Genomic DNA, 25,785 nt, shown 5'->3' with positions numbered 1-25,785 from the left:
AAAAATGCTATTGATGCAATCGAATATTCATTTCAAATCAAATAATGTTAGAATAGTGATAAGAAATAAATAAAGAAGGTGTATTTTTGAAGAGTATTTTAATTAAACTTCTACTTATATTGGTTATGGGAATATTTTTATTTTACTTATTTTATTCTCCGTCACTCAAATTTGATATCTTAGAGAATCCAGCGAAGGAAAAGATACAGCAAAAAAAGATTAATAAAGGTCCAAATCAATCTATTAAACGTCCAAAATTAATGAAAGGTCTTGGAATATTTATAGGCAATAATATAGATGAATTTACAAAGAAATATGGCTATCCTGATCGCATATATGATTCTAACTTTAATTATAAAAATTTTGTATATGACTTTAAAGATAAATATTATATTGTAGGCGTTAAGAAGAATAGAATCGTGATGATTTATGCCACAGGTAAAAATGCACAAAGTTATCCTTTTAAGATAGGGCAGACGGCCGATAACATCTTTAATGGGAATGCAATTGTCAGTGAACCTATCATAAAAACTAAAGACGGCGAATTTCAATTTCAATTGACCGAGGTAGACATTAAAACACAAACATTAATACAATACGATAACGTATTTGTACAAGTATATATCGATAGAATCTCAAATAAAGTTATGGCAATTAGATATATTACACCGGAATCTTTAGTTGATATGCAACCCTATGCAATGAGCAACAATGGTAAAACAATCGAGAAAACAACCGGCGAGACGATGCATACTAAAGATGAAGTAGCAATAAATAGCAACAAAGTTCTTACGATGTTTGAGATCACTAATTATATGCGAAAAATTAATGGGAAAGCACCGCTTGAAACAAATGAATTAATTAATCATGTTGCACAGTTTCAAGTAGCCTCGTTAAATAAGGATAAGCAGGAGAAAGTAACACAGGTAGAAGATGAGATAGGCAATGAGCTCAATAAACTTGATATTGAATATTCACACCTTTCTCAAAATATCGCCTATAATTTTGATGATGTGCCAAGCTTAATCAACAGCTGGTTAAATTCGGATGAACATCGTGAGAATATGCTCTATAAAAATATAAATCAAATGGGTGGTGGCATTTCAGGCTCATACTATTCATTGATTTTTATTCAAAACACATCAGATAATAATGAGAATTAAGGATGACGAATATGATTTATGATAATGAAATCTTAGCTGTAATAGAACGATCAGAAAATTTAAATAAAATGTTATTAAATAGTGAAGCGTACCTCCAATATAAACAGCTGTATATTGAACTTGAAGACAATGCTGAAGTTCAGCAAATCAAAAAAGATTTAATTAAACTTAAAGAAAAATATGATGAAGTTAACCGATTCGGTCGTTATCATCCTGACTATCAGAAGGTAATGCTTGAAACAAGACGAAAGAAAAAGGAATATGAAATGCATCCAGAAGTTGCGCATCTGAAACAACTTGAAATGAATCTTCAGACTTTACTGGATGAAGTGATAGTAATTGTTACGCAACATATTTCGACCAATATTAAAGTTGAAACCGGTAATCCATTTTTTGAATCACATGCTTGTAGTAGTGGTTGCGGGTGTAGTTAGGAGGAAATTCATACATGGATGAAAAAAAACTTATATCTAAATGGGAAAAAAAGATAAAATTTTTAAATCGACCCGATGAAGAACTCTATAAAAGTAAAAATAGTGATTTAATCTTCATTCCTATTTTTGAGAAGTTTCTAACACATTTTCTATCCATAAAATACCATCAGAAGGTGTTATGTATCGGTTGTCATACTGGAAAATGGGTACACGCACTGGATCAACAAACAAATATTAAAGGATACATTTTAGATCAGTCAATCCGCAACTTAAATATTGCGATGCACATCTATCCTCATTATAGTTATCAAATCGCATCTAGTCAGCACCTGCCGTATAGAGAAAAGAAGTTTCATTATATTTTAATTAATCAGCCCTTTGATACTTTTTTTGAAAAAGAAGCTTTAATATTTGAGATGAAACGCATATTAAAGAAGAAAGGGAGAATATATTTTTATTATAAGGTTAATCTTTTCTTGAATCGTAAGCAGCAGCTACAGTCAATGTTTGATGCAGCAGCATTAGAGATTGAAAACATTACACATTATAGAGGTATTGAAATATATGAAGTAAAACATAAAGGAGTGGCATAGCCACTCCTTATTTTTTATACTTTTCGTTAATTAGATGCATCGCTAAATCAGGTCGATCTGTAACAATAGTATGTACGCCTTTTTTTAATAAAGCATCCATTTCATCGATACTATTGATCACCCAGTAGCCAACAGCTATATTTAAAGATTGCAGGAATTGTATAAACTTTTCATTATCTAAAGGTATGCCTTTATAATGAACCGGCATCTGGAAAGTATCTGCTTGTGGTTGGTATGAATGTTTCAGACCTGTATTCAATGCAAGATAAGCGCGTGTGACTTCTTTTTCTCCAGCGCCTAATGCGATACGATCCTGTGCATATGCATTAAAACGAGCAATTTGCGTATCCTCAAAACTAGTTACACAAACACGATCAAAGGCATTTTTTGAATGAATCAGACGATATAGTAGTACAGGTGCAAGTTGACCTGCCATAGAGTCTGATGTATCTTTAATGTCGATATTAATTAACATATCAGGAAATGCATCGAGTAGCTCCTCTAAAGTAATGATTTTAGCGTCAGTTGATCCACGAAACGGGTACTCACCATTAATATCTTTAAAATGATAGCCAAAATCAAGCTCAAGCAACTCTGCTAAAGTGTGGTCATACACTTTTCCTGAACCGTTAGATACGCGGTCGATTAATGCATCATGAAATGCTACAATGTGATTGTCTTTTGTTAATCTCACATCAATTTCAAAGCCGTCAACACCTAATTGTTGGGCCTTTTTAAAAGCTGCCATTGTATGTTCTGGTGCTAACTTCAAACCACCGCGATGAGCCAGTATATAGGGTGAGCGGTTACTAAAGAAAGATTGTACTTTGCGTGGTTGTTGTTTACTTGTAACTTTAGTAATCCCAAGTAGAGTAGAATATGCTACAGCAGTGAACACGGTCGATTTTATCAATAAGTTTTTTTTCACAGAATTAACCTCCAGAATGTTTTGTTATTTTAATTTTAACAGAACTAATGATACTATAAAAGAAAGCCGAATGAGAGGAAAGAAGAGTATGACATTAGTTCAAAGAGAACAGCTAATCATTTATTTAAAGAGTCATAAACATGAGCGTCAAATACGTAAATATGGTCATATTGTATATACGAATCGTAAAGAAAAATGGGTTTCAATGTATGTTAATAGCGATAACTTAGAGAGTATACTGGGACAACTTGAAAAATTAAAATTTGTTACACATGTAATGAGTTCTCCGTACAAACAACTAAAAACCGATTATGCATCAAATAATCAGATTAATGCATCGGTTTGATTACACGTTGCAATCGCAACACACCGATTAAATATTGATGGTATAAAGCTTCTTCATAGAAAAAGTGCTTAGCTTTCACATCAAATTCTTTAATCGTAATGTTATATTGTTGTGCCCATGATTTTATCAGCTCAAAACGTTTGTTGCTGTCAGGATATGGATAGTTGATGCGTTCAAAAATACTATACATCGCCTGGAAATTTCCATCCACTGTTGGTTTCATTATTAATACAACGGATGTTTTTGGCGTAACTTCAAGAGTGGTATGTAAAAATAATATACAATCGGTACGTTCATGATTGTACTTCATCAGTTGTTCAAGTTCGAAGAGGTCACTATACCCTTCGCCTAAAGAAATAAATGCTTGTTTCATAATGGTCTCCTTCACTGTATAATATATTTCATTATACATGAAAGAGCCGTAACAATACATTATTCAAAGGAGTTTAATATGCGCGTAATTGCTGGTAAATATAAACGATTTTCATTAACAGCACCTAAAGGAGTAACTTCCAGACCAACGACAGATAAAATAAAAGAAACGATGTTTAATATATTAGGTCCAATGCAGGGAATGGGTCTGGATTTATTTGCGGGTAGCGGTGGATTAGGTGTAGAGGCAATTAGTCGAGGACTGTCTAAAGTAATTTTTGTTGATGGAAGTTTTGATGCGATTCAAATGATCAAGAAAAATACATCGTTTTTAGATGAAGAGGTTGAAATTTATAAAAATGATTATAAGAGGGCGCTAAAAGCACTTCATAAAAGGGATATTCAATTTGATATTATTTTTTTAGATCCACCATATCAAAAAAATATCGTGAATGAAGCTCTTCCGATGATACAAGAATTTAACTTACTTGCAAACGGCGGACAAATTCTTATAGAATGTGAGAAGAATGAAGTCATAGATACGTTAGATTATGAAGTTGTAAAAAATGAAATTTATGGCATAACAAAATTAATCATTTTAAGAGGTCGTTATGAGTAAAAAAATTGCAGTAGTACCAGGAAGTTTTGATCCTATTACTAAAGGACATTTAGATATTATCCAGCGCAGCAGTGAGTTATTTGATGAAATACATGTATCAGTTTTAAATAATTCTAAAAAGACAGGTTTTTTTACTATTGAAGAAAGACTTGCACTCATTGAAGAAGCGGTGCAGCATTTACCTAATGTAAAGGTAGATTATTTCTCTGGATTGTTAGTCAATTATTGTGAACGCGTGGGAGCTAAACAAATTGTGCGTGGGTTACGTGCGGTATCGGATTTTGAATATGAAATGCAGCTTACGAGTATGAATAAGAAATTAAATGATGATATTGAGACATTGTATATGATGACCAATAATCAATACTCATTTATTTCATCGAGTATGGTAAAAGAAGTAGCAAAATATGGTGGAGACGTTTCAAGCATTGTTCCGAAAAATGTTGAACTTGCCTTAAAAGAAAAATACAAATATATATTGTCTTCTGACAATTAATAAAGCCACACGTTTGTGTGGCTTAATTAATCTCTTTATTTTTATAGATAACAGGCGTATTAAAATCTGTCATCCTGCAACCACTAATGAGATTGTATATTTCGTTTGATTTTATTTCTAATTCAAAATGATGCTTATTACTTTTATTTACATTGGTGATTAATTCAGTAGTCTTTATATTTTTTATTAGATTTCGGCCAGGATTATTCATTCCAAGCACTCGAACTGCGTTAATTTCTTTTAAATGAGGAACATCGATTTCTCTGATATTAAGTAAAATGTATGTTAATAAACGCTGTATACGACTTTTTGTATAACGCTTAGAGACCATGGATTGTATTAGTTCTTCGAAGGTATCTACTTCACCGATGACCTTTTTTAATCGATTCTCAAGTCCTTCATACATCGTGTAAATACTTTTAAGTTCATTTACACTGTTTGAGATGATTTTATATTTTAATAATTCAAAATAGTTATCCCATTTTACTGGATGTGAGATTAAATGGGCATAAGGCATTACATAGGTAATATCTTCACCTTCAAAATAATTTTTTCGAATGGCAGTTGCACTTGAAATCGTACCAGTTAGATGCGTTTCTAAATATTCGTTACCATATCGTTTTATAGGAATCATATGCAGTATAGGATATAATTCATCTTTTGCATGTAAATAACTTTGTGCTAAAATATCATTTGATTTTAGTCCAGTACTCATAATTTTTGGATATGATGCACCTGTGCGTATAATTGTCTTGTCCGGTATTTCTATTTTTTTATCAAATGATAAAGTCCCGGATTCACTACCGAAAGCCAGTGCATCTAATTGTAATAACTGAGCAATTTTTATGCCACCTCGTGCGAAGTCATCAGCGTAACTTACTGCATAAAATTGTGGCAGTTCTACAACTAAATCAACGAAATCAAGAGCCATTTGCGTGCGAATAAACTTGCTGATGAATGCTGGTTCACCACGCTGAACGAATTGACCACTCATGATTGCAATAATGACTGCATCAGGGTATATTTTTTTTACTTGTTCTATATGATATTTATGGCCATTGTGAAATGGATTATATTCGCAAATAATTCCGATAGACTGCATTGTAATTCCCCTTATATCCGTTTATAATATTGATTGTAACAGAAATATCTGTTAAGAAAAAATCTTGACAAAGTGTTAGTAAAAGAGGTAAAATAAATTTTGTGTTTGTAAGAGGTGAAACCATATGAAATGGTCATTAGCTGAATTAAGAAAACACCGTGATAGTGGTTATCCATTTGAGTCAGAAATCAACTTGAATCATTTAATATCTAGCTTACAGTTAGTTGATATATCACCAATAAAGGTGAAAGGTAAATTAACACCTAAGTCAAATGAAATAGTAGCTGATTTACATGTGACTGGACAATTCGTTATGTCTTGTGCAAGAACATTAGAAGATGTTGAAGTTCCATTTGACATTCAATCGGTTGAATATTTTGATGATAGAGATTATGTTGAATATGATGAGAATAGACACGCCATTCATAATGGTGTTATAGACTTAACACCCGTTATCCAGGAGTTAGTTGTAATCAATAAACCTGTACGTGTGGTAAAAGAGGATGTTGATTTAGAGCTAACAAAAGGTAAAGGTTGGGAAGTTATTGACGAAAGTCAATTAGAAGTACAGCCTAAGGTTGATCCAAGGCTTGCAAAACTTCAAGCTTTAAAAGACAATATGTCTGAAAACTAGATCGATAGGAGGCAAAATACAATGGCAGTTCCATTTAGAAGAACATCTAAAACAGCGAAAAGAAAACGTCGTACGCATTTCAAATTATCTGTACCTGGTATGGTAGAATGTCCATCATGTGGCGAAATGAAATTATCTCACCGCGTATGTCCATCATGTGGATCATATAATGGTAAAGAAGTAGTTTCAAAATAATAGCTATTAAGTGTATCGCGCTTGCGATACACTTTTTTTTGTCTTTTAAGCCGTTAAATTGTATTTAAGATAGAATATCTTTATACTAAGTTATGATTAAATGCGAGGTGTGATGATAGTGGAGATTATTAAGCAATTAAAAGATAGAAAAGGTTCGTTTATAGAGAGATATACACATCAGGATGAAGTCCTTTCACAATATCAATATGACGTGGCAAATGATGCAAGCTACCTTGAACGTATGAATTACCCCACTAATGGGCTAGAAGCAAGTTTAAGCCAAGTGATTCATGAATATATGTCAAAATTTGACTTAAGTGATGCCCAGCTTGAAAATATCAGCCTTCTTAAAGCAGGACATAAAGTTGTGATTGGAGGCCAACAAGCTGGCCTTTTCGTGAGTCCGCTTTATACAATACATAAAATTATTTCTATTATTGTGTTAGCAAAAGAACAATCATTAAAACTTGGTACAAATATTATTCCGGTATTCTGGATTGCTGGAGAAGATCATGACTTTGGTGAAGTTAATCATCTTAATGTATATTCGAGTGATCATTATATTCAAAAGATAAAGTATCATACTCAAGATGAGGTTACAGACAGTGTTTCAACGCTAAATTTTGAACAAAGTGCATTAAAATATACAATTGATCAATTCATTTCAAATCTTAATGAAACTAAAAATACAAAATCAATACAGGCATTATTAAATGAATTACCTGAAAACTGGACAGATCACTTTCAATATATTATTCATACACTTTTTAAAGAGTACGGCTTACTCTTAATTGATAGTCAGAATAAAACGTTAAGAAATCTGGAAACTGATATTCTAGTGTGGATGTTTGATCATCATGAATCGATTGATCGAGCGTTTAGAGAAGGACAGGAAAAGATGTTTTCATTGATTGATGAAAAGCAGATTATTACAGATACGAATGTTCATCTTTTTATGTCTTTTGAGGGTAAACGCCAGTTGATTCAAAGTGAGGGAGGTAAATATATTTTACCAAAATCTAATAAGGTATTTACAAAAGCGGAAATTAGAGCAATGATACAAGCTGCTCCTCACTTATTCAGTAATAATGTGGTAACACGTCCATTAATGGAAGAAATGTTGTTCAATACGTTGGCATTTATTGGTGGACCGTCTGAAATCAAATACTGGGGAGAACTTAAACAAGTTTTTGAATTTGCAAATGTTGAGATGCCGCTCGTTGTACCTCGTATGCGTATAACTTATACAGATGATAAAATAATAAAAGACATGCAGCGCTTTGATATTTCGTTTGAAGATTTATTTAATCGTGGGATTGATTTCTATAGTCTAAAATACTTGAATTCGCGTGAGAATCCATTGTTGATCAGTCAAATTCAATCAACCATTAGAAGTTTGGAAACACAATTTGAATCAATGCAACTTCTTGATATTTCTGAAGAAACAAAACGTTTGTTAAGAGATAACTTAAATTATCATTACCGACAATTTGATTATTTGAAAAAACGTTATGACCAGGAATTAAAGAGTAAATATGAAACGGATTTTAAAGCTCTCAATGCAATAGGAAATAGTTTGAATCCTCATAATGGTTTACAGGAGAGAATTATGCATCCACTTCAGCTTATCAATAGATATCATTTTGGGATCTTTGATGAAGTCATCCAACAATTAGAATCTTATACCTTAGAACATACTATTTTAAAGCCATAATACTCTTGAAAAAGTAATTATTTAATATATTTTTGGGATAACCCCCCACCTCGTGTAAAAAGCGTTGGTGTGGGGTTATTTTCGTATTCAAATAAAATTATAAAAACTTTTGTATAATTAGTGGAGGAAAGTGGTGGGATGTGGTAAATTTATATTAAGGCTAGGTGATGCATATGTTCATGGGTGAATATCAACATCAATTGGATACAAAAGGTCGAATGATTGTACCTGCAAAGTTCCGAGATGAATTAACTGAACATTTCGTAATCACTCGTGGCCTTGATAAGTGTTTGTTCGGCTATCCTTTAGATGAATGGAAAAGAATTGAAGAAAAATTAAAAACTTTACCAATGACTAAAAGAGATGCCAGAAAATTTATGCGTTTATTCTTTTCAGGTGCTGTTGAAGTTGAAATTGATAAGCAAGGTCGTATTAATATTCCTAAGAATTTAATGGAATATGCCGGGCTGTCAAAAGAATGTACAGTGATTGGTGTTTCAAGTCGAATAGAGATTTGGGACAGAAATAACTGGAATGATTTCTACGAAGATACTGAAGAGAATTATGAAGAGATTGCAGAAGAATTAATTGATTTTGATTTATAGGAGGATACTATGTTCCATCATATTACAGTATTGTTAAAGGAAACTGTCAATCAGCTAAATATCAATCCAAATGGCATTTATGTTGATTGCACGTTAGGTGGAGCAGGACATAGTCTTTACTTAGTCAAACAATTAACAAATGGTCGACTAATATCTATTGATCAGGACCAAACTGCACTAGATAACGCTGAAATCATTTTGAAAGATTATTTAGACAAAGTAACTTTCGTAAAAGATAACTTTAGAAATTTAAGAACTATCTTAAATGACCTTAATATTGATAAAGTAGATGGCATCCTTTATGACCTGGGTGTATCAAGTCCACAACTGGATGTTGGTGAACGTGGTTTTAGTTATCATCAGGAGGCAAGACTTGATATGCGTATGGATCAATCACAAGAACTATCTGCATTTGAAGTAGTGAATGAATGGCCTTATGAAAAGTTAGTATCTATATTCTTTCGATATGGTGAAGAAAAATTTTCTAAACAAATCGCTAGAAAAATTGAAAATGCGAGAGCAACTGCACCGATAGAAACGACATCAGAACTTGTTGAATTAATTAAAGACGCAATTCCAGCACCAGCCAGGAGGACTGGAGGACATCCAGCAAAAAGAGTTTTCCAGGCGATAAGGATTGCGGTTAATGACGAACTTGGTGCTTTTGAAGAATCAATAGAACAAGCGATTGATTCAGTAAAGGTGGGAGGGAGAATTTCTGTTATTACTTTCCACTCATTAGAAGACAGACTGTGTAAACAAGTATTTCAAGAATATGAAAAAGGTCCGGATATTCCAAGAGGCCTACCAGTTATTCCTGATGAATACAAACCAAAATTAAAAAGAGTCAACAGAAAACCGATTGTATCTTCACAAGAAGAGTTAGATGACAACAATAGAGCACGTAGTGCAAAGCTCAGGGTAGTTGAAATATTAAAATAAGAGGTGACAACATGGCAGTAGAATTTATCAATCAGAATTATTATGAGCAAGTACAGCCACAACAAAAAGTTAAGACAAAAACCGTTACAAAAACCCATGTTGTTTCGTTATCTAAATTAGAAAAATTAGTATATCTATCACTTGTAACATTAATTGCTTTAGTAAGTATTTATATGCTATCTTTAAAATATGATGCGTATCAAACCAATACTAAGATTGCTGCTGTTGAACAAAAGATCGTTCATCAAAAATCAGTAAATGGTGAATTGAATTCTGAAGCGATGAAACAATCTTCTTATGAACGTGTCTATAGTAAAGCTAAATCATTCGGATTAAGCTTGAATAATGATAACGTAAAGGTAGTGCAAAAAAATGTCACGAACTAAGCTTAAAATAAGAAAAAATAAAATAGGAGCGGTCCTTTTAGTGTTGTTATTCGGACTGCTCTTTTTTTCATTGATTTTAAAATATTCTTTTGTAATGGTAACAGGACACTCGAGTGGTCAGGATTTAACGATGCGGGCGAGTGAAAAATATGTACGTAGTATTGTTAATCAACCTGTGCGAGGAAAAATTCTAGATCGTAACGGAGAAGTTCTGGCTGAAGATATAGATTCATATAAATTAGTAGCAGTGCTTGATAAACGTATGAGTCAAAAAGGGAAGCCGCCAAGACATGTGGTGGATAAAAAGAAAACTGCTAAAGCATTAAGTAAAATTATTGATATGCCTTATAAATCTATTTTAAAAACGCTAAAAACTAAGAAAGCATTCCAGGTCGAGTTTGGTAAGGCAGGTAAAGATTTAACCTTTAATCAGAAGAAATCAATCGAACAGTTAAAGTTACCAGGTTTGACGTTTTTCTCAGAGAAAAAACGCTTTTATCCTAATGGTAATTTCGCATCTCATTTAATTGGATATGCTGAAAAGAATCCGGATACAAATCAAATACAAGGGATGATGGGTAGCGAAAAAATATTTGATACTTATTTATCAGGAAAAGCTGGTAAGACAAGTTTTAAACAAGATATTTGGCAGTACGTATTACCGAAATCAGGAAATGTCGTACCTGCTGTCAATGGTGATAATGTTAGTCTGACGATTGATAAAAATATTCAAATATTCGTTGAAGATTCTCTGGATGAAATGGTGAAAAGGTATGCACCGAAAGATTTATTTGCAGTGGTAACCGATGCAAAAACAGGAGAAATCCTGGGATATAGTCAAAGACCAACTTTTAATCCGGAAACACGTGAGAATTTCGGAGAGAAATGGGCAAATAACCTCTATCAAAATACGTATGAACCAGGATCAACTTTTAAGACATACGGCTTAGCTGCAGCGATTGAAGAAGGTAAATATCATCCTAAAGAAAAGTACAAGTCAGGAGAGAGAGAAGTTGCCGGTAGTGTTATCTCCGACTGGAATGATGTAGGATGGGGCATGATTTCAATGAATAAAGGGTTCCAGCTATCATCGAATGTTTTAATGATGAAACTCCAGGATGATGTTGGGGAAGATAAAATGAAACGATATTATGAGAAGTTTGGTTTCGGCAAATCAACACACTCTCTATTCGATTCTGAAGTGACAGGACATATTTCATGGGGAGATGAACTGAGTAAGAAAGTATCAGCCTTTGGTCAATCTACTACTGTGAGTCCTGCACAAATGCTACAAGCTGAATCAGCAATTGTTAATGATGGAAAAATGCTTCGTCCATATTTTGTTAAAGACATAGTTACACCAGATAAAAGTATTGTTTACAAGGGTGAACGCAAAGTTGTTGGGCAACCAATTTCCAAATCAACAGCACATAAAACAATGGATGCCTTATATGATGTTGTTTATGGTTCTGAGATGCATGCGTATAATTATCGTATAGATGATTACAAGATTGCAGGTAAAACAGGGACAGCACAAGTGCCTGATACGAAGAACGGTGGTTATGTGAAAGGATATCAACCATACATGGTCAGCTTTATGGGGTATGCTCCTGCTAAAAATCCACGAGTTATCATCTATTACGGCATGTCGCTCGCTCAGAAAAATGCAGGAGAAGCTTATAATATAGGTGTATCTAAAGGATATAAACCGCTGATGGAAAATACTTTAAAATATCTCAACGTCGGAGCAACAAAAGATAAGGATAAAAAACTATCTCAAAACGTTGAAGATGTAACAAATATGAATGCAGAAAAAGCGAGCGGTATAATTGAAGGGGCAGGCTTTATGCCAGTAACTCTAGGCGATGGCAATAAGGTGATAGGACAGCTTCCACTAAATACTGAGATGTTAAAAGGTGATAAAGTACTTCTGTTAACAGATGGTAAGATATCGATGCCAGATGTAACGGGATGGTCAAAGAGAGATTTACTCATGCTGGAACAGATGACCAATATAAAAATTCAGTTTGACGGAAGTGGTTATGTAGTGAAACAATCTGTTGCACCGAATACAGCACTGAAAAAAGGTGATAAAGTAATGGTATCAATGGACTCTCTTGATCCACTAAAACAATCTCCAGCATATGATAATATTATTGATGCAAACAAAAAAGATGAAGAAAAAGCGCTCAAGAAACAATTAGAGGAGGAGGCATTAAAGCAAGATAAAAATAATGCCTCTGATGTAAAAGATAAAACCATTGAAGAAAATACAACGGAGACAACAGATTCGAAGAAAAAAGAAAATTAAATGAAAGGAATCAGTGAAAAACTGATATGTGAAATTTTATGAATGCGTTAATATTTGGAGTAATGAGCTTTATTTTAACAGCAATTTTAGTTCCACTCTTCATACCTTTACTTAAAAGAATGAAGTTTGGTCAATCTATTCGTGAAGAAGGACCGCAAAGCCATCAACAAAAAAGTGGTACACCAACCATGGGGGGACTTACTTTTTTAATCAGTACAATCTTGTTAAGTTTTGTAGCCACATTTTTTGTTGAGGACAACGGACCAATTATTTTATTGATATTAGTAACTTTAGGGTTTGGATTGATTGGGTTTGTAGATGATTACATTATTGTCGTAAAAAAGAATAATCAAGGATTAACATCAAAACAAAAGTTCTTATTCCAGATTATCATCGCAGTACTGTTCTATATTGTCAGCAACGGTTTAGGTTTGCTTTCTTTATCGAATGAAATAAATTTGCCATTTACTGATATTGGTATTCCTTTATCGATTTTCTACGTAATATTTATCGTATTCTGGCAAGTCGGATTTTCAAATGCTGTTAACCTGACAGATGGTTTAGATGGTCTGGCAACGGGATTATCAATTATTGCATTTAGTTGTTATTTATATTTAGCGCATTCAGTGAGCGCCGGTATGGTGTATTATTTAGCGATACTCATCGGTAGTTTATGTGGATTCCTGATTTATAATAAATATAAAGCGAAGTTGTTTATGGGTGATACAGGATCGTTAGCACTGGGTGGCGTAATCGCGACTATTTCTATCATGTTAAATCAGGAATTAACCTTAATCTTTATCGGATTAGTATTTGTGCTTGAAACATTATCGGTAATGATTCAGGTAACGTCGTTTAAACTTACTGGCAAAAGAATATTTAGAATGAGTCCGCTACACCATCATTTTGAGCTAGGTGGATGGAGTGAATGGAAGATAGTGATAGTATTTTGGACAGTGGGAATAATATCAGGATTAATCGGTATTTATTTAGGAGTGAATTAAGTGAAAAATATAACTGACTACCGCGACAAAAAGGTACTTGTACTTGGACTTGGAAAAAGTGGATATGAAACTGCAAAACTGTTGAATAACCTTGGAGCTGTTGTCACTGTAAATGACGGTAAAGATGTGAGTCAAACTGAAGAAGCAAAAGAATTAGAACAAATGGATATTAAGGTAATAAGCGGACATCATCCAAAAACTGTATTAGAGGATATATCTTTGATTGTAAAAAACCCTGGTATACCTTACTCTATTCCATTGATTCAAGAAGCAGTGCTTCGTCATATTCCGATAATTACTGAAGTAGAACTTGCTTATCAGATTAATGAAGGCAATATTATAGGCATTACAGGTACAAACGGAAAAACTACAGTTACTTCATTAATAGGTGACATGTTTAACCAAAGTGAAAAAACTGGATTGTTATGTGGTAACATTGGATTTGTGGCATCACTGATTGCACAACAAGCAAAAAAAGAAGACACCCTTATCACTGAACTTTCTTCATTCCAGTTGATGGGTATTAAAGCTTTTAGACCTCATATCGCTATCATAACAAATATTTATTCAGCCCATCTGGATTATCATGGATCTCAGGATGAATATGTAAAGGCGAAATTAAATATATTTAAAAATCAAACACCCGATGATTATTTAATTTTTAATGAGAAACAAAAAGAATTACTTGAAAATCAAAAGATTAATAGTCAGATTATTTACTTTAGTACTGATAAAAAAGTAGATGGGGCTTATATTGATGGAAATAGTATTTATTTTCAGGGAGAATATATTATTGACTTAAAAGATACTGTATTGCCCGGTGCACATAATCTTGAAAATATTTTAGCAAGTATTGCGGCTGCTAAATTAAGTAATATACCAAATGAAAGCATCGTGCAAACTTTGAAAACGTTTGAAGGTATAAAACATAGACTTCAATTTGTGATGAATAAAGATGATGTTAAATATTACAATGATTCAAAAGCAACAAATACCTTAGCAACAACATTTGCTTTAAGTGCCTTTAATTCTCCGATTCACTGGTTATGTGGTGGTCTGGATAGAGGCAACGGATTTGAAACGCTTGATCAACATGTCGAAAATGTCAAACATATGTATGTATATGGTCAAACGTCTGATAAATTAATTGCGTTTGCAAAAGCACATAATATTTCATATACACAATGTCTCGATGTAAAAGACGCGGTGAAAAAGACAAGTAAATTAACTGAAGCCGGTGATGTCGTATTATTAAGTCCGGCATGTGCAAGTTGGGATCAGTATCCGACTTATGAAGTTAGAGGAGATGACTTCATAGCACAAGTGAAGGAATTGTGAAAATGATGGAAGATAATATTATTGAAACGCCGCAATACATTGAAGACAAGAGAAAACGTCGTAAAAGAAAACAGCGTATTCAATTAGGTGTCTTTTTATCTATTGTTGCACTCGTAACATTGATATTACTGTATATGTTTACTGACATTAGCTATGTCAGTAAAGTTTCGGTAAATCACACAACTTTAAATAGTGAACAGGATATTCTGAAAAAAGCGAATATTACTAAGTCAGATCGTATCTATAGTATCAATACTGGTGATATTGCAAATAATATAGAATATCTTGATGGTGTAAAATCTGTAGAAATTAAAAGACATTTTCCAAATAAAGTATCGATTCATGTGGATGAATATAAAGTGATGGGATTAATACCGGATGGCAGTGAGTTTCATCCGGTACTCGAAAATGGACAAATCCTTCATCAAAAGGATTTTAAAGCATCTGGTGAAGCACCATTAATAAATAATTTTGGCAAAAAAGAATTAAATAAATTGATAAAGGTGCTGAATGAGACGAAAACACCAATTGTTAATCAAATATCTGAAATCAACTTTATCCCAAATGAACAAGCATCCTCACGCATCCAGTTTTTTATGAAAGATGGTCTTGAGGTCATTGGAGATTTACGAACAATATCTGATAAACTTGATTATTATCCTAGTATGGCTAAAAATATTGAGCGAGATGAAAACGGTAAAATTATCAAACCAGGTATTATCGACTTGGAAATAGGTGCAGTTTTTATTCCATATGAATCAAAAAAGGCAGAAACGCGACGTATGGAAATGGAATCTGAAATGAAAGTAAAAGAAGAAAAAGAAAAGCAAAAGGTGGAGCAGGCAGTAAAAGATCTGCAAAATCAGCTGAATGATATTAAAAAAGAAAAAACGACAGAATAAAATTATAGAAATATCGCTCTAAACATTTTTAAAAAAATTATTTTATTGTGAAAAAAGCGTTTATAGTTTTCTGAATAAAGTCTATAATGTAATATTGATAGTGTATGTTAAATAAACATAAATAGGAGGTGCCTATCGATGGAAGAACATTACTATGTTTCTATAGATATTGGATCATCGAGCGTTAAGGTAGTAGTAGGTGAAAAGTTTCATAATGGCATTAATGTGATAGGTACAGGTCAAACTTTTACAGATGGTATAAAAAAGGGTATGATTGATGACTTTGATGTTGCTAGTCATGCAATTAAAGATACGATAAAAAAAGCTCAAATTGCTTCAGGTATAGAGTTTGAAGATGTATTTCTAAAAATGCCTATTATTCATTCAGAAATTCATGATATAGAGCATGAAATAACGTTTAATGGAGAATCAACTGAAATAACAGGTGAACATATTGAAGACGTGTTAGATGGTATTCGTGATAAAAATACATCAAATGACATTGAAATTATTGGTGTGTTTCCGAAAATGTTTAAAGTCGATGACTTACACGAAGTAAGCGATCCTAAAGAAATGATTGCAACCCAGAGCCTATCTGTTGATGCGGGTGTTATTACAATCAATCGATCAGTGCTTGTCAATACATTGAAATGTGTTGAAAGTTGTGGTGTTCATGTGCTGGATGTATATTCAGATGCTTATAACTATAAACACATTTTAACACCAACTGAAGTTGAACTTGGTGCAGTTGTTATTGATATTGGGGATCAATTAACGCAAGTGGCTTATTATGAACGTGGTAATCTGTTTGATGCAGATAATATTCCAATGGCAGGTAGCCAAATCACTAATGATATTGCACAAGGCTTAAACACCACATTTGATCAGGCTGAGAAAGTTAAAGAACAATATGGCCATGCATTTTATGATCTCGCTTCAGAACAGGACATTTTTACTGTTACTCAAATTGATTCAGACGAACCAATGCGTTTTAATCAAAAGGATTTAAGTGATATCGTTGAAGCACGTGTTGAAGAGATCTTCCTTCAAGTATTTGATTTATTACAGGAGATGGGTCTAAATAAAATCAACGGTGGATTTGTAGTCACTGGTGGTAGTGCCAATATGCTAGGCATTAAAGAATTATTAACAGATATGGTTAGTGAAAAAGTAAGAATACATGTACCACAACAAATGGGAATCAGAAAACCTGAATTTTCTTCATGTATTTCAACAATCAACAGTGGTATTAACTTTGATGAACTATTAGATTATGTTACAATTAATAATCATGATGCCCTTAATGAAGAGGAGCATGTAGAAGAAATTATTGAAGATAAACCTAAAACTAAAGGTTTGGATGGTTTCTTCAAACGTAAAAGTAATAAAGATGTTGAAACAGAAGTGTATACTTCTAAAACTATCGGTGAACGTGTAGAACGACCTGATGGTACATATGAACAACCAACTGATGAAAATGAAAAACCAAGCGTAATGAAAAGAATTATGAAATCATTATTTGAATAATTGGCCACAATTATATAGGAGGAAAATTGAATGTTAGAATTTGAACAAGGCTTTAATCATTTAGCAACTTTAAAAGTAATCGGTGTAGGGGGCGGCGGTAACAATGCCGTAAACCGAATGATCGATCACGGTATGAACAATGTAGAATTTATTGCGATTAATACAGATGGCCAAGCTTTAAACTTATCTAAAGCAACTTCTAAAATCCAAATCGGTGAAAAATTAACACGTGGTCTTGGAGCAGGCGCGAATCCTGAAATCGGGAAAAAAGCTGCTGAAGAATCTCGTGAGCAAATTGAAGATGCAATTCAAGGTGCAGATATGGTATTTGTTACTGCTGGTATGGGTGGTGGTACAGGTACTGGTGCAGCACCTGTTGTCGCAAAAATTGCTAAAGAAATGGGAGCGTTAACTGTCGGTGTCGTTACACGTCCATTCTCTTTTGAAGGCCGTAAACGTCAAACTCAAGCTGCTGCAGGTGTTGAAGCTATGAAAGCTGCAGTAGACACATTAATTGTTATTCCTAATGACCGTTTATTAGATATCGTTGATAAATCAACGCCTATGATGGAAGCGTTTAAAGAAGCAGATAACGTATTACGTCAAGGGGTACAAGGTATTTCTGATTTAATCGCAGTATCTGGGGAAGTTAACTTAGACTTCGCCGATGTAAAAACTATTATGTCTAACCAAGGTTCTGCATTAATGGGTATTGGTGTATCAAGTGGAGAAAACAGAGCAATTGAAGCTGCTAAAAAAGCAATTTCATCTCCATTACTTGAAACATCAATCGTTGGTGCACAGGGTGTGTTAATGAATATCACTGGTGGCGAATCTTTAACTTTATTTGAAGCTCAGGAAGCTGCAGATATCGTTCAGGATGCTGCTGATGAAGATGTAAACATGATCTTTGGTACAGTAATTAACCCTGAATTACAAGATGAAATCGTAGTGACAGTTATTGCGACTGGATTTAACGATAAGCCAACGCGTACTGTTGCACCAACATTTGGTTCACCTCAACCAACGCGTGAAACACGAACTGAAACGATTGCTCAACCTCAACAACCTGTTCAATCTGAGAGAGAAACGACGCGTGATGATTTAGATGTACCAGGTTTCTTAAAAGATCGTGGAACTCGTCGTCGTAGAAGATAATAAGTTTTAAATAAAAAACAATAATCCGAACAGACACTAATCATCTATTGATTATTGTTTGTTCGGTTTTTACATAATCAGCTACAATGGAGGTAATCATGGAGCCATTTCAGTTAAATAAACATACATATAACGTTGATAATGACTTGAATAAAGTGATAGGAATTACAAGTAGACATGGTGGTATAAGTGAATACCCAAATGGTAGTTTAAATATGTCATTATATATAGATGATCGTGATGATTTTGTGCATCACAACCAAAAGGTAGTGGCACAGGAAATTGATTTTAGTACAGAACAATGGGTCTTTCCTATCCAGAAGCACGGTAATAATATTCAGCAAGTATATTCAGAAGATAAAGGAACTAATGTAGAAATACTAACTGACAAGTGGCATGATATTGATGGACTTTATAGCTATGATAAAGGTATACTGCTTACGATGTGTTTTGCTGATTGTGTACCAGTTTATCTGTATAGTGTTACTAATGATTATATTGCATTAGGACACGCTGGCTGGAGAGGGACAGTTGGATTGATACTTGAAAGATTAATCAAAGCATACGATGGAGATATAAATGACTTACGCTGTTTAATTGGACCGTCAATCAGTGCACCATGTTATGAAGTTAACGAAGATATAAAAGAGAAGTTTTTAGCGCTTAATCTTGACCTTGAAGATTGTTTTTATTTAAATCCTAATGATATGTATGATATTAATTTGCAGGAGATTAATAAAAGAATTGCATTAAATAGTGGGATTCCAGAACAAAATATTAAAGTAACAAAACATTGTACTGCTAAGGAGAATACAGAATTCTTCTCTTATCGTTTAGAAAAAGGAAAAACGGGTAGAATGTTAGCTTACATTGGAACGAGGGATTAAAATGGATGTAAAATCAAATCTAGATGTGATTCAACAAGATATAAATGCAAGTTTAGGACGCTCACCTTACCATCAACAAGTTGAAGTTATAGCTGTGACAAAATATGTTTCTATAGAGCGAGCACAGGAAGCGACACAAGCAGGCATAACTCATCTTGGTGAGAACCGTATTGAAGGATTTAATGAAAAAGGTGAACATATACAAGGTGTTACGATGCATTTCATTGGTTCACTCCAAACGCGAAAAGTAAAAGAGGTCATTAATCAAATCGATTATCTACATTCATTAGACCGTATGAGTCTTGCAAAAGAAATCCAAAAACGAGCAGACAAAAAGGTAAAATGCTTTATCCAGGTAAACGTGAGTGGAGAAGAAAGCAAACATGGTATTGCTGCATCTGAAGTTCAAACATTTACCCAAAATCTAGCTGAATATGATAACATTGAAGTAGTAGGTTTAATGACAATGGCACCATTAGAAGCTTCTGAAGAAGAAATTCGCCATTACTTTAAGCAGTTAAAAAAATTACAATTAGAAATTAACCAATTAGCATTACCTCATGCACCATGTACTGAATTATCTATGGGTATGAGTAATGATTACAAAATCGCAATTGAAGAAGGTGCGACGTTTATTCGTATCGGTACGAAGCTCGTCGGATAGGAGGAAAAAATGGCAATTAAAGACGTATTTAAAGGATTTTTCGTCTATGAAGATGAAGAAGAAGTAGTCTATGAAGATAACACTCCAAAAAAAGCTGTTGAGGCAGTTGAAAAAGAAAAAATTCAAGCAACAAACAGTCAACCTGAAAAAAAGATTGTTAAGCAGGAAACCATTTATCGTTCGAAACCAGAACCCGTTAAATCTAAAGTGAAAGTGACTGAACGTAAAGTGCCACAAAATAATGTTGTGAATATTCATGAAGAATCGTCATCAAGCATATCAAAAGTTTGTTTATTTGAACCGCGTGTTTTTAGTGATACACAGGATATTGCAGATGAACTAAAAAATCGCCGTGCTACACTGGTAAATTTACAACGTATCGATAAGATATCTGCAAAACGAATCATTGATTTCTTAAGTGGAACTGTTTATGCGATCGGTGGAGATATACAACGTATCGGTGCAGACATTTTCTTATGTACACCCGATAATGTAGAAGTAGCAGGAACGATTACTGAAATGCTTGATGCACCGGAAGAATATAATGAACAAGAGGAGTATTAATGAATACATTTGAAATTGTACGTTTAGTAATGAATATGATATTGCAAGTTTTAAATATCTATACGATTGGTATGGTCATCTATTTCTTTATGTCATGGATACCTGGTTTACGTGAATCTGTGATTGGAGAATGGATGAGTAAAATATATGAGCCATTTTTAGAACCCTTTAGACGTATGATTCCACCAATTGGTATGTTTGATATTTCAAGTATTGCAGCGTTAATCTTCTTAAGATTTCTAATGGAAGGTTTAAGAGCAATATTTAATCTTATACTTTTTAAATTATTCTAATTAAAAAATCTCATGTCAATGAGATTTTTTTCATGTCATAGCAAGTGAGGGTATTATGAATATTTATCAGCATTTTAGAAATGAAGAGATAGAAGTTGTAAAGCATCTGGAAAGTTTGATTGAGCGTGCGGATAGTCAGTATACGCCTGTATTGACTCACTTCCTGGATCCGCGTCAGCAGTTTATATTGACGACGCTTGTCAATAGAACAGAACTGAACGTGTCGTTTAATGGAGGACATGAGAATGCCGAACGCAAGCGTGCATTAGTCTACCCGGATTATCATATTGTAAGCCCAGAGGATTTTGAGTTATCGTTTATCGAAATTAAGTATGCAGATAAATTTGTAACACTCTCGCATCGTAATATTTTGGGTGCATTAATGTCCATAGGTTTTAAACGTGATTTACTCGGTGATATTATTGTCGGTGATAAAGTTCAGTTTGTCATTGCGCGTCATCTACGTGATTTTGTATTTCAAAATGTGACAAAATTAAAAGGTTCGAGTGTAACATTAAAAGAAATCACGATAGCTGAAATGCAGCGAAGTACGGATGTCTTTAAGTCGCATCAATCGACCGTATCAAGCTTAAGGCTGGATAATATCGTTGCACTGATGATTAATAAATCGCGCAGCATCGCTCAAAAACATATAGAGGCAGAACACGTTAAGGTCAATCATGTCGTCATTGATAAAACGAGTTTCTATGTGGAGACAAATGATTTAATTTCAATAAAAGGCTTTGGCCGTGGTAAAATAGAAGCAATTGGTGACCGTACAAAGAAAGACAAGATACGCATCACCTATGGTACAATGTTTAAATAAAATTTGAGGTGAAACTATGAAATTCAGTCCGGAAGAGATTCAAAATAAATCATTTAATATCGTACATAAAGGTTTAAATGAAAATGAAGTAAGAGATTATCTGAAACAGTTAAGTGATGAGCTTGAGACGATGCGTCGCGAAAAGAAAATGTTAGAGCAGTTGATTGCCGATAAAGATGAGAATATTAATCGATTTAAGAGTGTTGAGAATACTATATCTGAAGCGATTTTGGTTGCCCAAAAAGCAGGAGATGAAATAAAGGCAAGCGCTGGTATGCAGGCTGATGTGATTATTCAGGATGCGAAAAATCACGCTGAACTGATTAAAAAAGATGCGATGCAGCAGGCACGTGAAATCGCATTTCAGACTGAGGATATGAAACGTCAGTCAAAAATATTTAGAGCACGATTCAAAATGCTTGTGGAAGCCCAATTAGATTTATTGAAAGGTGAAGACTGGGATCATCTATTAAATTATGACTTGGAAACACAACCGTTGAAAGATGACCAAAATAATGAAGTTTAATTTTTTTGAATTTTTCACTTATCAAATCGTATTAAACATGGTAGTATAAATAATAATCAAAATAATCATATAGAACCGTATCTATTGATGACTTGAACAGCGAATTAGGGATAGTGTGAGCCTAAGCAATGACCAATAGATAAGATCAGTCTATATTTTCAATATTATATTTTCAAGTGAACTCTTAAGTTGAGTTAAGTCAGGTGGTACCGCGGATCCGTTCGTCCTGATGTAATCAACTTAAGAGTTTTTTATTATAATTATAGGAGGAATATGAAATGGACTATAAAGATACATTATTAATGCCGAAGACAGATTTTCCAATGCGTGGCGGACTGCCGAATAAAGAGCCTCAAATTCAGGAGAAGTGGGATGAACTTAACCTCTATGAAAAAACATTAAAGAAGAATGAAGGTAAAACGCCATACATTTTACATGATGGTCCTCCTTATGCTAATGGTCAGATCCATATGGGACATGCTTTAAATAAAATTATTAAAGATTTTATCACCCGCTATAAAGCGATGAATGGTTTCTATACACCATTTGTTCCAGGCTGGGATACACATGGTTTACCGATTGAGACAGCACTAACTAAAAAAGGTGTTAACCGTAAGGAATTATCATCTGCAGAATTCCGTGAATTATGCCGTCAATATGCATTAGAGCAAGTTGAATTACAAAAAGCGGATTTCAAACGATTAGGTATTAATGCGGATTGGGTTAATCCATATATTACATTACAAGAGAAATTTGAAGCAGAACAAATTCGACTGTTCGGAGATATGGCGAAAAAAGGTTATATCTATAAAGGTAAGAAGCCAGTATACTGGTCACCATCTAGTGAATCGTCACTCGCTGAAGCAGAAATCGAATATCATGATAAAAAGTCAGCTTCGATTTACGTTGCGTTTGATACAGTTGACGGACGTGGTGTCGTTACAGAAGGAGTTAAATTTGTCATTTGGACAACAACACCTTGGACAATGCCAGCAAACGTAGCAATTTCAGTGAATCCTGAATTGAACTACGTACAAGTTGGTGTTGAAGGAAAGTCATATATCGTTGCACAAGCATTACTTGATAATGTATGTGACGCAATTGGTTGGGATAAAGAAGCAGTAGTCATTGAAAAAGAATTTAAAGGGTCTGAATTAGAATTAATCACGACACAACATCCAATTATTGAGGATAGAAAATCAATCATTATCTTAGGTGATCATGTTACGACTGACGCTGGTACAGGTTGTGTACATACTGCACCCGGACACGGGGAAGATGACTTTATCGTCGGTCAAAAATATGAGTTACCTGTTATTTCACCAGTAGATGACAAAGGTGTATTTACTTCTGAAGCGGGTGAATTCGAAGGATTATTCTATGATAAAGCAAATCCTGTTATTACAGAACGTTTAAAAGAAGCAGGCGCATTATTGAAATTAGAATTCTTCACGCATTCATATCCACATGACTGGAGAACGAAAAAACCTGTTATCTTCCGTGCAACACCACAATGGTTTGCATCAATTAACAAAGTTCGTCAAGATATCTTAAATGCAATCGATGAAACTGAATTTAAAGTTGAATGGGGTAAAACACGTATTTACAACATGATTCGTGACCGTGGTGACTGGGTAATCTCACGTCAACGTGTTTGGGGTGTGCCAATTCCGGTATTCTATGCTGAAAACGGCGACATCATCATGGACGAAGCAGTGATTGAACATGTTGCAAAGCTTGTGGAAGCGCATGGTTCAAATGTTTGGTATGAACGCGTTGCAAAAGATTTATTACCTGAAGGATTTACGCATCCAGGTAGTCCAAATGGTGAATTCACTAAAGAAACAGATATCATGGACGTTTGGTTCGATTCAGGATCAAGTCACCGCGGCGTATTAGAAGCACGTGAAGATTTAAGTTTCCCGGCTGATATGTACTTTGAAGGTAGTGACCAGTATCGTGGATGGTTTAACTCATCTATCACAACAGCTGTTGCAACACGTGGTAAATCACCATACAAGAAATTATTATCACATGGATTCGTTATGGATGGTCAAGGCCGTAAAATGAGTAAGTCACTAGGTAATACAGTAGTACCTGAAAAAGTTGTAAAACAGATGGGTGCAGATATTATCCGTTTATGGGTAATGTCAGTAGATTATTTAGCAGACGTACGTATTTCTGATGATATTTTAAAACAAGTATCAGAAGTATACCGTAAAATCCGTAATACATTTAAGTTCTTGTTAGGGAATGTAGATGATTTTAATCCAGAAACGGATAAAGTGGCTTACGAAGACTTAAAAGAAATCGACAAGTTCATGTTAAATAAATTATATACATTCGTAAATAATGCTCACACGCATTATGACAACAATGATTATTTAGATATCTATCAGGAATTACAAAACTTTATTAATGTTGAATTAAGTAACTTCTATCTAGATTATGGTAAAGATATATTATATATTGAAGGCGAAGATAGTCATGTGCGCCGTAGTATGCAGACAGTAGTATATGAAGTATTAACTTCTCTAACTAAAGTACTTGCACCTATTATTCCGCACACAGCTGAAGAAATCTGGAGCCATACACCACATGTTACTGAGGAAAGTGTACATTTAGCGGACATGCCAAAAGTACAAGAAGTAGACAATGATTTAATTGAAAAATGGACGCATTTCTTAACGTTACGTGACGATGTATTAAAAGGAATCGAAAATTTACGTAATGAAAAAGTAATTGGTAAACCGCTAGAAGCTAAAGTGACTGTTTATAGCGATAATGCTGATGATCAAGCATTATTAAAATCTTTTGATAATTTACATCAGTTATTTATCGTATCTCAAGCAAAAGTAAGTGACGCTGCGGTAAGTGAAAAGTTCACTAACTTAAATGTGCTTGTTGAACGTGCTGACGGTGAAAAATGTGAACGCTGCTGGAATTTCTCTACGAAATTAACAGGCGTAGACCATGCATTCCCTAACGTATGTCCAAGATGTTTAAATGTTTTAGAAAATAAATAGATAATTTAGAGCCGGATGTACTGATATGTACATTCGGTTTTTTTAATGGTTGTAAAAAAGTCGAGCAAATGACGAGATGGTTGCGATAAAAGGTGAATATCGCAACCATTGCAGCAAAAAGTTGAGCAAATGGCGAGATGGTTGCGATAAAGTGCGAATATCGCAACCATCATTTGCTAGCGATAAATGTTGGATATCGCTAGCTCGAGGGGTATTAATGATTAAAAGTA

At 34.0% G+C, this 25,785-nt stretch carries 28 protein-coding genes; 25 read left to right on the top strand and 3 right to left on the bottom strand.

All coding sequences use genetic code 11. The features are described 5' to 3' along the window. The first annotated feature begins 86 nt into the window (after positions 1 to 86). Genes ACMGE6_RS12355 through ACMGE6_RS12345 form a run of 3 tightly spaced genes read left to right on the top strand, consistent with a single transcriptional unit; the run spans position 87 to position 2,190 of the window. On the top strand, positions 87 to 1,163 hold the full coding sequence (locus ACMGE6_RS12355; RefSeq protein ID WP_414053996.1) for a CAP-associated domain-containing protein: 1,077 nt from the start codon (positions 87 to 89) through the stop codon (positions 1,161 to 1,163). Positions 1,164 to 1,165: 2 nt separating this feature from the next. Further along, positions 1,166 to 1,597, top strand: a complete 432-nt coding sequence (locus tag ACMGE6_RS12350; protein ID WP_414053995.1) for a YlbF family regulator — start codon at positions 1,166 to 1,168, stop codon at positions 1,595 to 1,597. 14 nt (positions 1,598 to 1,611) lie between these two features. Next, the gene (locus ACMGE6_RS12345; RefSeq protein ID WP_414047920.1) at positions 1,612 to 2,190 is read left to right on the top strand and encodes a class I SAM-dependent methyltransferase; all 579 of its coding nucleotides are present in this window, start codon (positions 1,612 to 1,614) and stop codon (positions 2,188 to 2,190) included. A 7-nt stretch (positions 2,191 to 2,197) separates the two neighbouring features. Here ACMGE6_RS12345 and ACMGE6_RS12340 read toward each other — a convergent pair whose 3' ends face one another. Further along, positions 2,198 to 3,118, bottom strand: a complete 921-nt coding sequence (locus tag ACMGE6_RS12340; RefSeq protein ID WP_414053994.1) for a glycerophosphodiester phosphodiesterase — start codon at positions 3,116 to 3,118, stop codon at positions 2,198 to 2,200. Positions 3,119 to 3,206: 88 nt separating this feature from the next. On the opposite strand from ACMGE6_RS12340, the gene ACMGE6_RS12335 reads away from it, so the two are divergent. After that, on the top strand, positions 3,207 to 3,464 hold the full coding sequence (locus tag ACMGE6_RS12335; RefSeq protein ID WP_414053993.1) for a DUF2129 domain-containing protein: 258 nt from the start codon (positions 3,207 to 3,209) through the stop codon (positions 3,462 to 3,464). Here the strand turns inward: ACMGE6_RS12335 and ACMGE6_RS12330 are convergent. Continuing rightward, a complete protein-coding gene (locus ACMGE6_RS12330) occupies positions 3,448 to 3,837 on the bottom strand; it encodes a DUF7147 family protein (RefSeq protein WP_414053992.1) in 390 nt (129 codons plus the stop codon). The genes ACMGE6_RS12335 and ACMGE6_RS12330 overlap by 17 nt on opposite strands. A 54-nt stretch (positions 3,838 to 3,891) precedes the next feature. Here ACMGE6_RS12330 and rsmD point away from each other — a divergent pair, with 54 nt between their 5' ends. Both rsmD and coaD read left to right on the top strand, forming a co-directional pair. Further along, positions 3,892 to 4,455: a 16S rRNA (guanine(966)-N(2))-methyltransferase RsmD gene (gene rsmD / locus ACMGE6_RS12325; protein WP_414046798.1), complete on the top strand. Its 564-nt coding sequence runs from the start codon at positions 3,892 to 3,894 to the stop codon at positions 4,453 to 4,455. Next, a complete protein-coding gene (gene coaD, locus ACMGE6_RS12320) occupies positions 4,448 to 4,951 on the top strand; it encodes a pantetheine-phosphate adenylyltransferase (protein ID WP_414053991.1) in 504 nt (167 codons plus the stop codon). Before rsmD ends, coaD begins: the two co-directional genes overlap by 8 nt. Positions 4,952 to 4,973: 22 nt before the next feature. Here the strand turns inward: coaD and ACMGE6_RS12315 are convergent, their stop codons facing one another. Continuing rightward, positions 4,974 to 6,053, bottom strand: coding sequence for a tRNA(Met) cytidine acetate ligase (locus tag ACMGE6_RS12315; protein WP_414053990.1), 1,080 nt, complete (start codon positions 6,051 to 6,053; stop codon positions 4,974 to 4,976). A 124-nt stretch (positions 6,054 to 6,177) separates the two neighbouring features. Here ACMGE6_RS12315 and ACMGE6_RS12310 point away from each other — a divergent pair, with 124 nt between their 5' ends. The 19 genes from ACMGE6_RS12310 (at position 6,178) to ileS (ending at position 25,555) form a co-directional block, all read left to right on the top strand. Then, entirely contained in the window at positions 6,178 to 6,687 is a 510-nt protein-coding gene (locus ACMGE6_RS12310; RefSeq protein WP_414046745.1) for a YceD family protein, read from the top strand. Positions 6,688 to 6,708: 21 nt separating this feature from the next. After that, on the top strand, positions 6,709 to 6,882 hold the full coding sequence (rpmF, locus tag ACMGE6_RS12305; protein WP_041635879.1) for a 50S ribosomal protein L32: 174 nt from the start codon (positions 6,709 to 6,711) through the stop codon (positions 6,880 to 6,882). Between the two features lie 118 nt (positions 6,883 to 7,000). Beyond that, entirely contained in the window at positions 7,001 to 8,596 is a 1,596-nt protein-coding gene (bshC, locus tag ACMGE6_RS12300; protein WP_414053989.1) for a bacillithiol biosynthesis cysteine-adding enzyme BshC, read from the top strand. A 173-nt stretch (positions 8,597 to 8,769) separates the two neighbouring features. After that, the gene (gene mraZ, locus ACMGE6_RS12295; RefSeq protein WP_414046743.1) at positions 8,770 to 9,201 is read left to right on the top strand and encodes a division/cell wall cluster transcriptional repressor MraZ; all 432 of its coding nucleotides are present in this window, start codon (positions 8,770 to 8,772) and stop codon (positions 9,199 to 9,201) included. A 9-nt stretch (positions 9,202 to 9,210) separates the two neighbouring features. Next, positions 9,211 to 10,143, top strand: coding sequence for a 16S rRNA (cytosine(1402)-N(4))-methyltransferase RsmH (gene rsmH / locus ACMGE6_RS12290; RefSeq protein WP_414053988.1), 933 nt, complete (start codon positions 9,211 to 9,213; stop codon positions 10,141 to 10,143). Between the two features lie 11 nt (positions 10,144 to 10,154). Beyond that, entirely contained in the window at positions 10,155 to 10,529 is a 375-nt protein-coding gene (gene ftsL / locus ACMGE6_RS12285) for a cell division protein FtsL (RefSeq protein WP_414053987.1), read from the top strand. Beyond that, a complete protein-coding gene (locus tag ACMGE6_RS12280) occupies positions 10,516 to 12,840 on the top strand; it encodes a penicillin-binding transpeptidase domain-containing protein (protein WP_414053986.1) in 2,325 nt (774 codons plus the stop codon). The genes ftsL and ACMGE6_RS12280 overlap by 14 nt, the downstream gene beginning before the upstream one ends. A 38-nt stretch (positions 12,841 to 12,878) precedes the next feature. Next, positions 12,879 to 13,844 carry a phospho-N-acetylmuramoyl-pentapeptide-transferase gene (gene mraY / locus ACMGE6_RS12275; protein ID WP_414053985.1) on the top strand — a complete coding sequence of 322 codons (966 nt, stop codon included), beginning with the start codon at positions 12,879 to 12,881 and terminating at the stop codon, positions 13,842 to 13,844. Next, positions 13,845 to 15,182, top strand: a complete 1,338-nt coding sequence (gene murD / locus ACMGE6_RS12270) for a UDP-N-acetylmuramoyl-L-alanine--D-glutamate ligase (protein WP_414053984.1) — start codon at positions 13,845 to 13,847, stop codon at positions 15,180 to 15,182. A gap of 2 nt (positions 15,183 to 15,184) precedes the next feature. Beyond that, a complete protein-coding gene (locus tag ACMGE6_RS12265) occupies positions 15,185 to 16,084 on the top strand; it encodes a cell division protein FtsQ/DivIB (RefSeq protein WP_414053983.1) in 900 nt (299 codons plus the stop codon). Between the two features lie 138 nt (positions 16,085 to 16,222). Further along, on the top strand, positions 16,223 to 17,611 hold the full coding sequence (gene ftsA, locus ACMGE6_RS12260; protein ID WP_414053982.1) for a cell division protein FtsA: 1,389 nt from the start codon (positions 16,223 to 16,225) through the stop codon (positions 17,609 to 17,611). Positions 17,612 to 17,641: 30 nt separating this feature from the next. Next, positions 17,642 to 18,769, top strand: coding sequence for a cell division protein FtsZ (gene ftsZ, locus ACMGE6_RS12255; protein ID WP_414046735.1), 1,128 nt, complete (start codon positions 17,642 to 17,644; stop codon positions 18,767 to 18,769). Positions 18,770 to 18,867: 98 nt separating this feature from the next. Continuing rightward, complete coding sequence (gene pgeF, locus ACMGE6_RS12250; RefSeq protein WP_414053981.1) at positions 18,868 to 19,656, top strand: peptidoglycan editing factor PgeF; 789 nt, start codon at positions 18,868 to 18,870, stop codon at positions 19,654 to 19,656. Position 19,657: 1 nt separating this feature from the next. After that, on the top strand, positions 19,658 to 20,320 hold the full coding sequence (locus ACMGE6_RS12245) for a YggS family pyridoxal phosphate-dependent enzyme (RefSeq protein WP_414053980.1): 663 nt from the start codon (positions 19,658 to 19,660) through the stop codon (positions 20,318 to 20,320). 9 nt (positions 20,321 to 20,329) lie between these two features. Then, the gene (locus ACMGE6_RS12240; RefSeq protein WP_414046732.1) at positions 20,330 to 20,884 is read left to right on the top strand and encodes a cell division protein SepF; all 555 of its coding nucleotides are present in this window, start codon (positions 20,330 to 20,332) and stop codon (positions 20,882 to 20,884) included. Next, complete coding sequence (locus tag ACMGE6_RS12235) at positions 20,884 to 21,177, top strand: YggT family protein (RefSeq protein ID WP_414053979.1); 294 nt, start codon at positions 20,884 to 20,886, stop codon at positions 21,175 to 21,177. The genes ACMGE6_RS12240 and ACMGE6_RS12235 overlap by 1 nt, the downstream gene beginning before the upstream one ends. Positions 21,178 to 21,232: 55 nt before the next feature. Continuing rightward, complete coding sequence (locus ACMGE6_RS12230; protein WP_414053978.1) at positions 21,233 to 22,003, top strand: RNA-binding protein; 771 nt, start codon at positions 21,233 to 21,235, stop codon at positions 22,001 to 22,003. 16 nt (positions 22,004 to 22,019) lie between these two features. Continuing rightward, the gene (locus ACMGE6_RS12225; protein ID WP_414046729.1) at positions 22,020 to 22,529 is read left to right on the top strand and encodes a DivIVA domain-containing protein; all 510 of its coding nucleotides are present in this window, start codon (positions 22,020 to 22,022) and stop codon (positions 22,527 to 22,529) included. Positions 22,530 to 22,807: 278 nt separating this feature from the next. Next, positions 22,808 to 25,555, top strand: a complete 2,748-nt coding sequence (ileS, locus tag ACMGE6_RS12220) for an isoleucine--tRNA ligase (RefSeq protein ID WP_414053977.1) — start codon at positions 22,808 to 22,810, stop codon at positions 25,553 to 25,555. Positions 25,556 to 25,785: the final 230 nt, after the last annotated feature.

It is taken from the genome of Macrococcus equi, assembly GCF_047426745.1.
Classification (GTDB): Bacteria; Bacillota; Bacilli; order Staphylococcales; family Staphylococcaceae; genus Macrococcoides; species Macrococcoides equi.
Note: the sequence above shows the minus strand (reverse complement) of the source record. Positions and strands in the feature narration are given on the sequence as shown.

Bases quoted from the DNA above. Each gene is read 5' to 3' on its own strand.
- ACMGE6_RS12265 (WP_414053983.1), top strand. From the start codon at position 15,185: ATGATGGAAGATAATATTATTGAAACGCCGCAATACATTGAAGACAAG.
- ACMGE6_RS12235 (WP_414053979.1), top strand. From the start codon at position 20,884: ATGAATACATTTGAAATTGTACGTTTAGTAATGAATATGATATTGCAA.
- ACMGE6_RS12330 (WP_414053992.1), bottom strand. From the start codon at position 3,837: ATGAAACAAGCATTTATTTCTTTAGGCGAAGGGTATAGTGACCTCTTC.
- ACMGE6_RS12280 (WP_414053986.1), top strand. From the start codon at position 10,516: ATGTCACGAACTAAGCTTAAAATAAGAAAAAATAAAATAGGAGCGGTC.
- mraZ (WP_414046743.1), top strand. From the start codon at position 8,770: ATGTTCATGGGTGAATATCAACATCAATTGGATACAAAAGGTCGAATG.
- ACMGE6_RS12245 (WP_414053980.1), top strand. From the start codon at position 19,658: ATGGATGTAAAATCAAATCTAGATGTGATTCAACAAGATATAAATGCA.
- ileS (WP_414053977.1), top strand. From the start codon at position 22,808: ATGGACTATAAAGATACATTATTAATGCCGAAGACAGATTTTCCAATG.
- ftsL (WP_414053987.1), top strand. From the start codon at position 10,155: ATGGCAGTAGAATTTATCAATCAGAATTATTATGAGCAAGTACAGCCA.
- ftsA (WP_414053982.1), top strand. From the start codon at position 16,223: ATGGAAGAACATTACTATGTTTCTATAGATATTGGATCATCGAGCGTT.
- ACMGE6_RS12310 (WP_414046745.1), top strand. From the start codon at position 6,178: ATGAAATGGTCATTAGCTGAATTAAGAAAACACCGTGATAGTGGTTAT.
- coaD (WP_414053991.1), top strand. From the start codon at position 4,448: ATGAGTAAAAAAATTGCAGTAGTACCAGGAAGTTTTGATCCTATTACT.
- pgeF (WP_414053981.1), top strand. From the start codon at position 18,868: ATGGAGCCATTTCAGTTAAATAAACATACATATAACGTTGATAATGAC.
- ACMGE6_RS12315 (WP_414053990.1), bottom strand. From the start codon at position 6,053: ATGCAGTCTATCGGAATTATTTGCGAATATAATCCATTTCACAATGGC.
- rsmH (WP_414053988.1), top strand. From the start codon at position 9,211: ATGTTCCATCATATTACAGTATTGTTAAAGGAAACTGTCAATCAGCTA.
- ACMGE6_RS12350 (WP_414053995.1), top strand. From the start codon at position 1,166: ATGACGAATATGATTTATGATAATGAAATCTTAGCTGTAATAGAACGA.
- ACMGE6_RS12240 (WP_414046732.1), top strand. From the start codon at position 20,330: ATGGCAATTAAAGACGTATTTAAAGGATTTTTCGTCTATGAAGATGAA.
- mraY (WP_414053985.1), top strand. From the start codon at position 12,879: ATGAATGCGTTAATATTTGGAGTAATGAGCTTTATTTTAACAGCAATT.
- ftsZ (WP_414046735.1), top strand. From the start codon at position 17,642: ATGTTAGAATTTGAACAAGGCTTTAATCATTTAGCAACTTTAAAAGTA.
- ACMGE6_RS12230 (WP_414053978.1), top strand. From the start codon at position 21,233: ATGAATATTTATCAGCATTTTAGAAATGAAGAGATAGAAGTTGTAAAG.
- ACMGE6_RS12225 (WP_414046729.1), top strand. From the start codon at position 22,020: ATGAAATTCAGTCCGGAAGAGATTCAAAATAAATCATTTAATATCGTA.
- ACMGE6_RS12345 (WP_414047920.1), top strand. From the start codon at position 1,612: ATGGATGAAAAAAAACTTATATCTAAATGGGAAAAAAAGATAAAATTT.
- rpmF (WP_041635879.1), top strand. From the start codon at position 6,709: ATGGCAGTTCCATTTAGAAGAACATCTAAAACAGCGAAAAGAAAACGT.
- ACMGE6_RS12335 (WP_414053993.1), top strand. From the start codon at position 3,207: ATGACATTAGTTCAAAGAGAACAGCTAATCATTTATTTAAAGAGTCAT.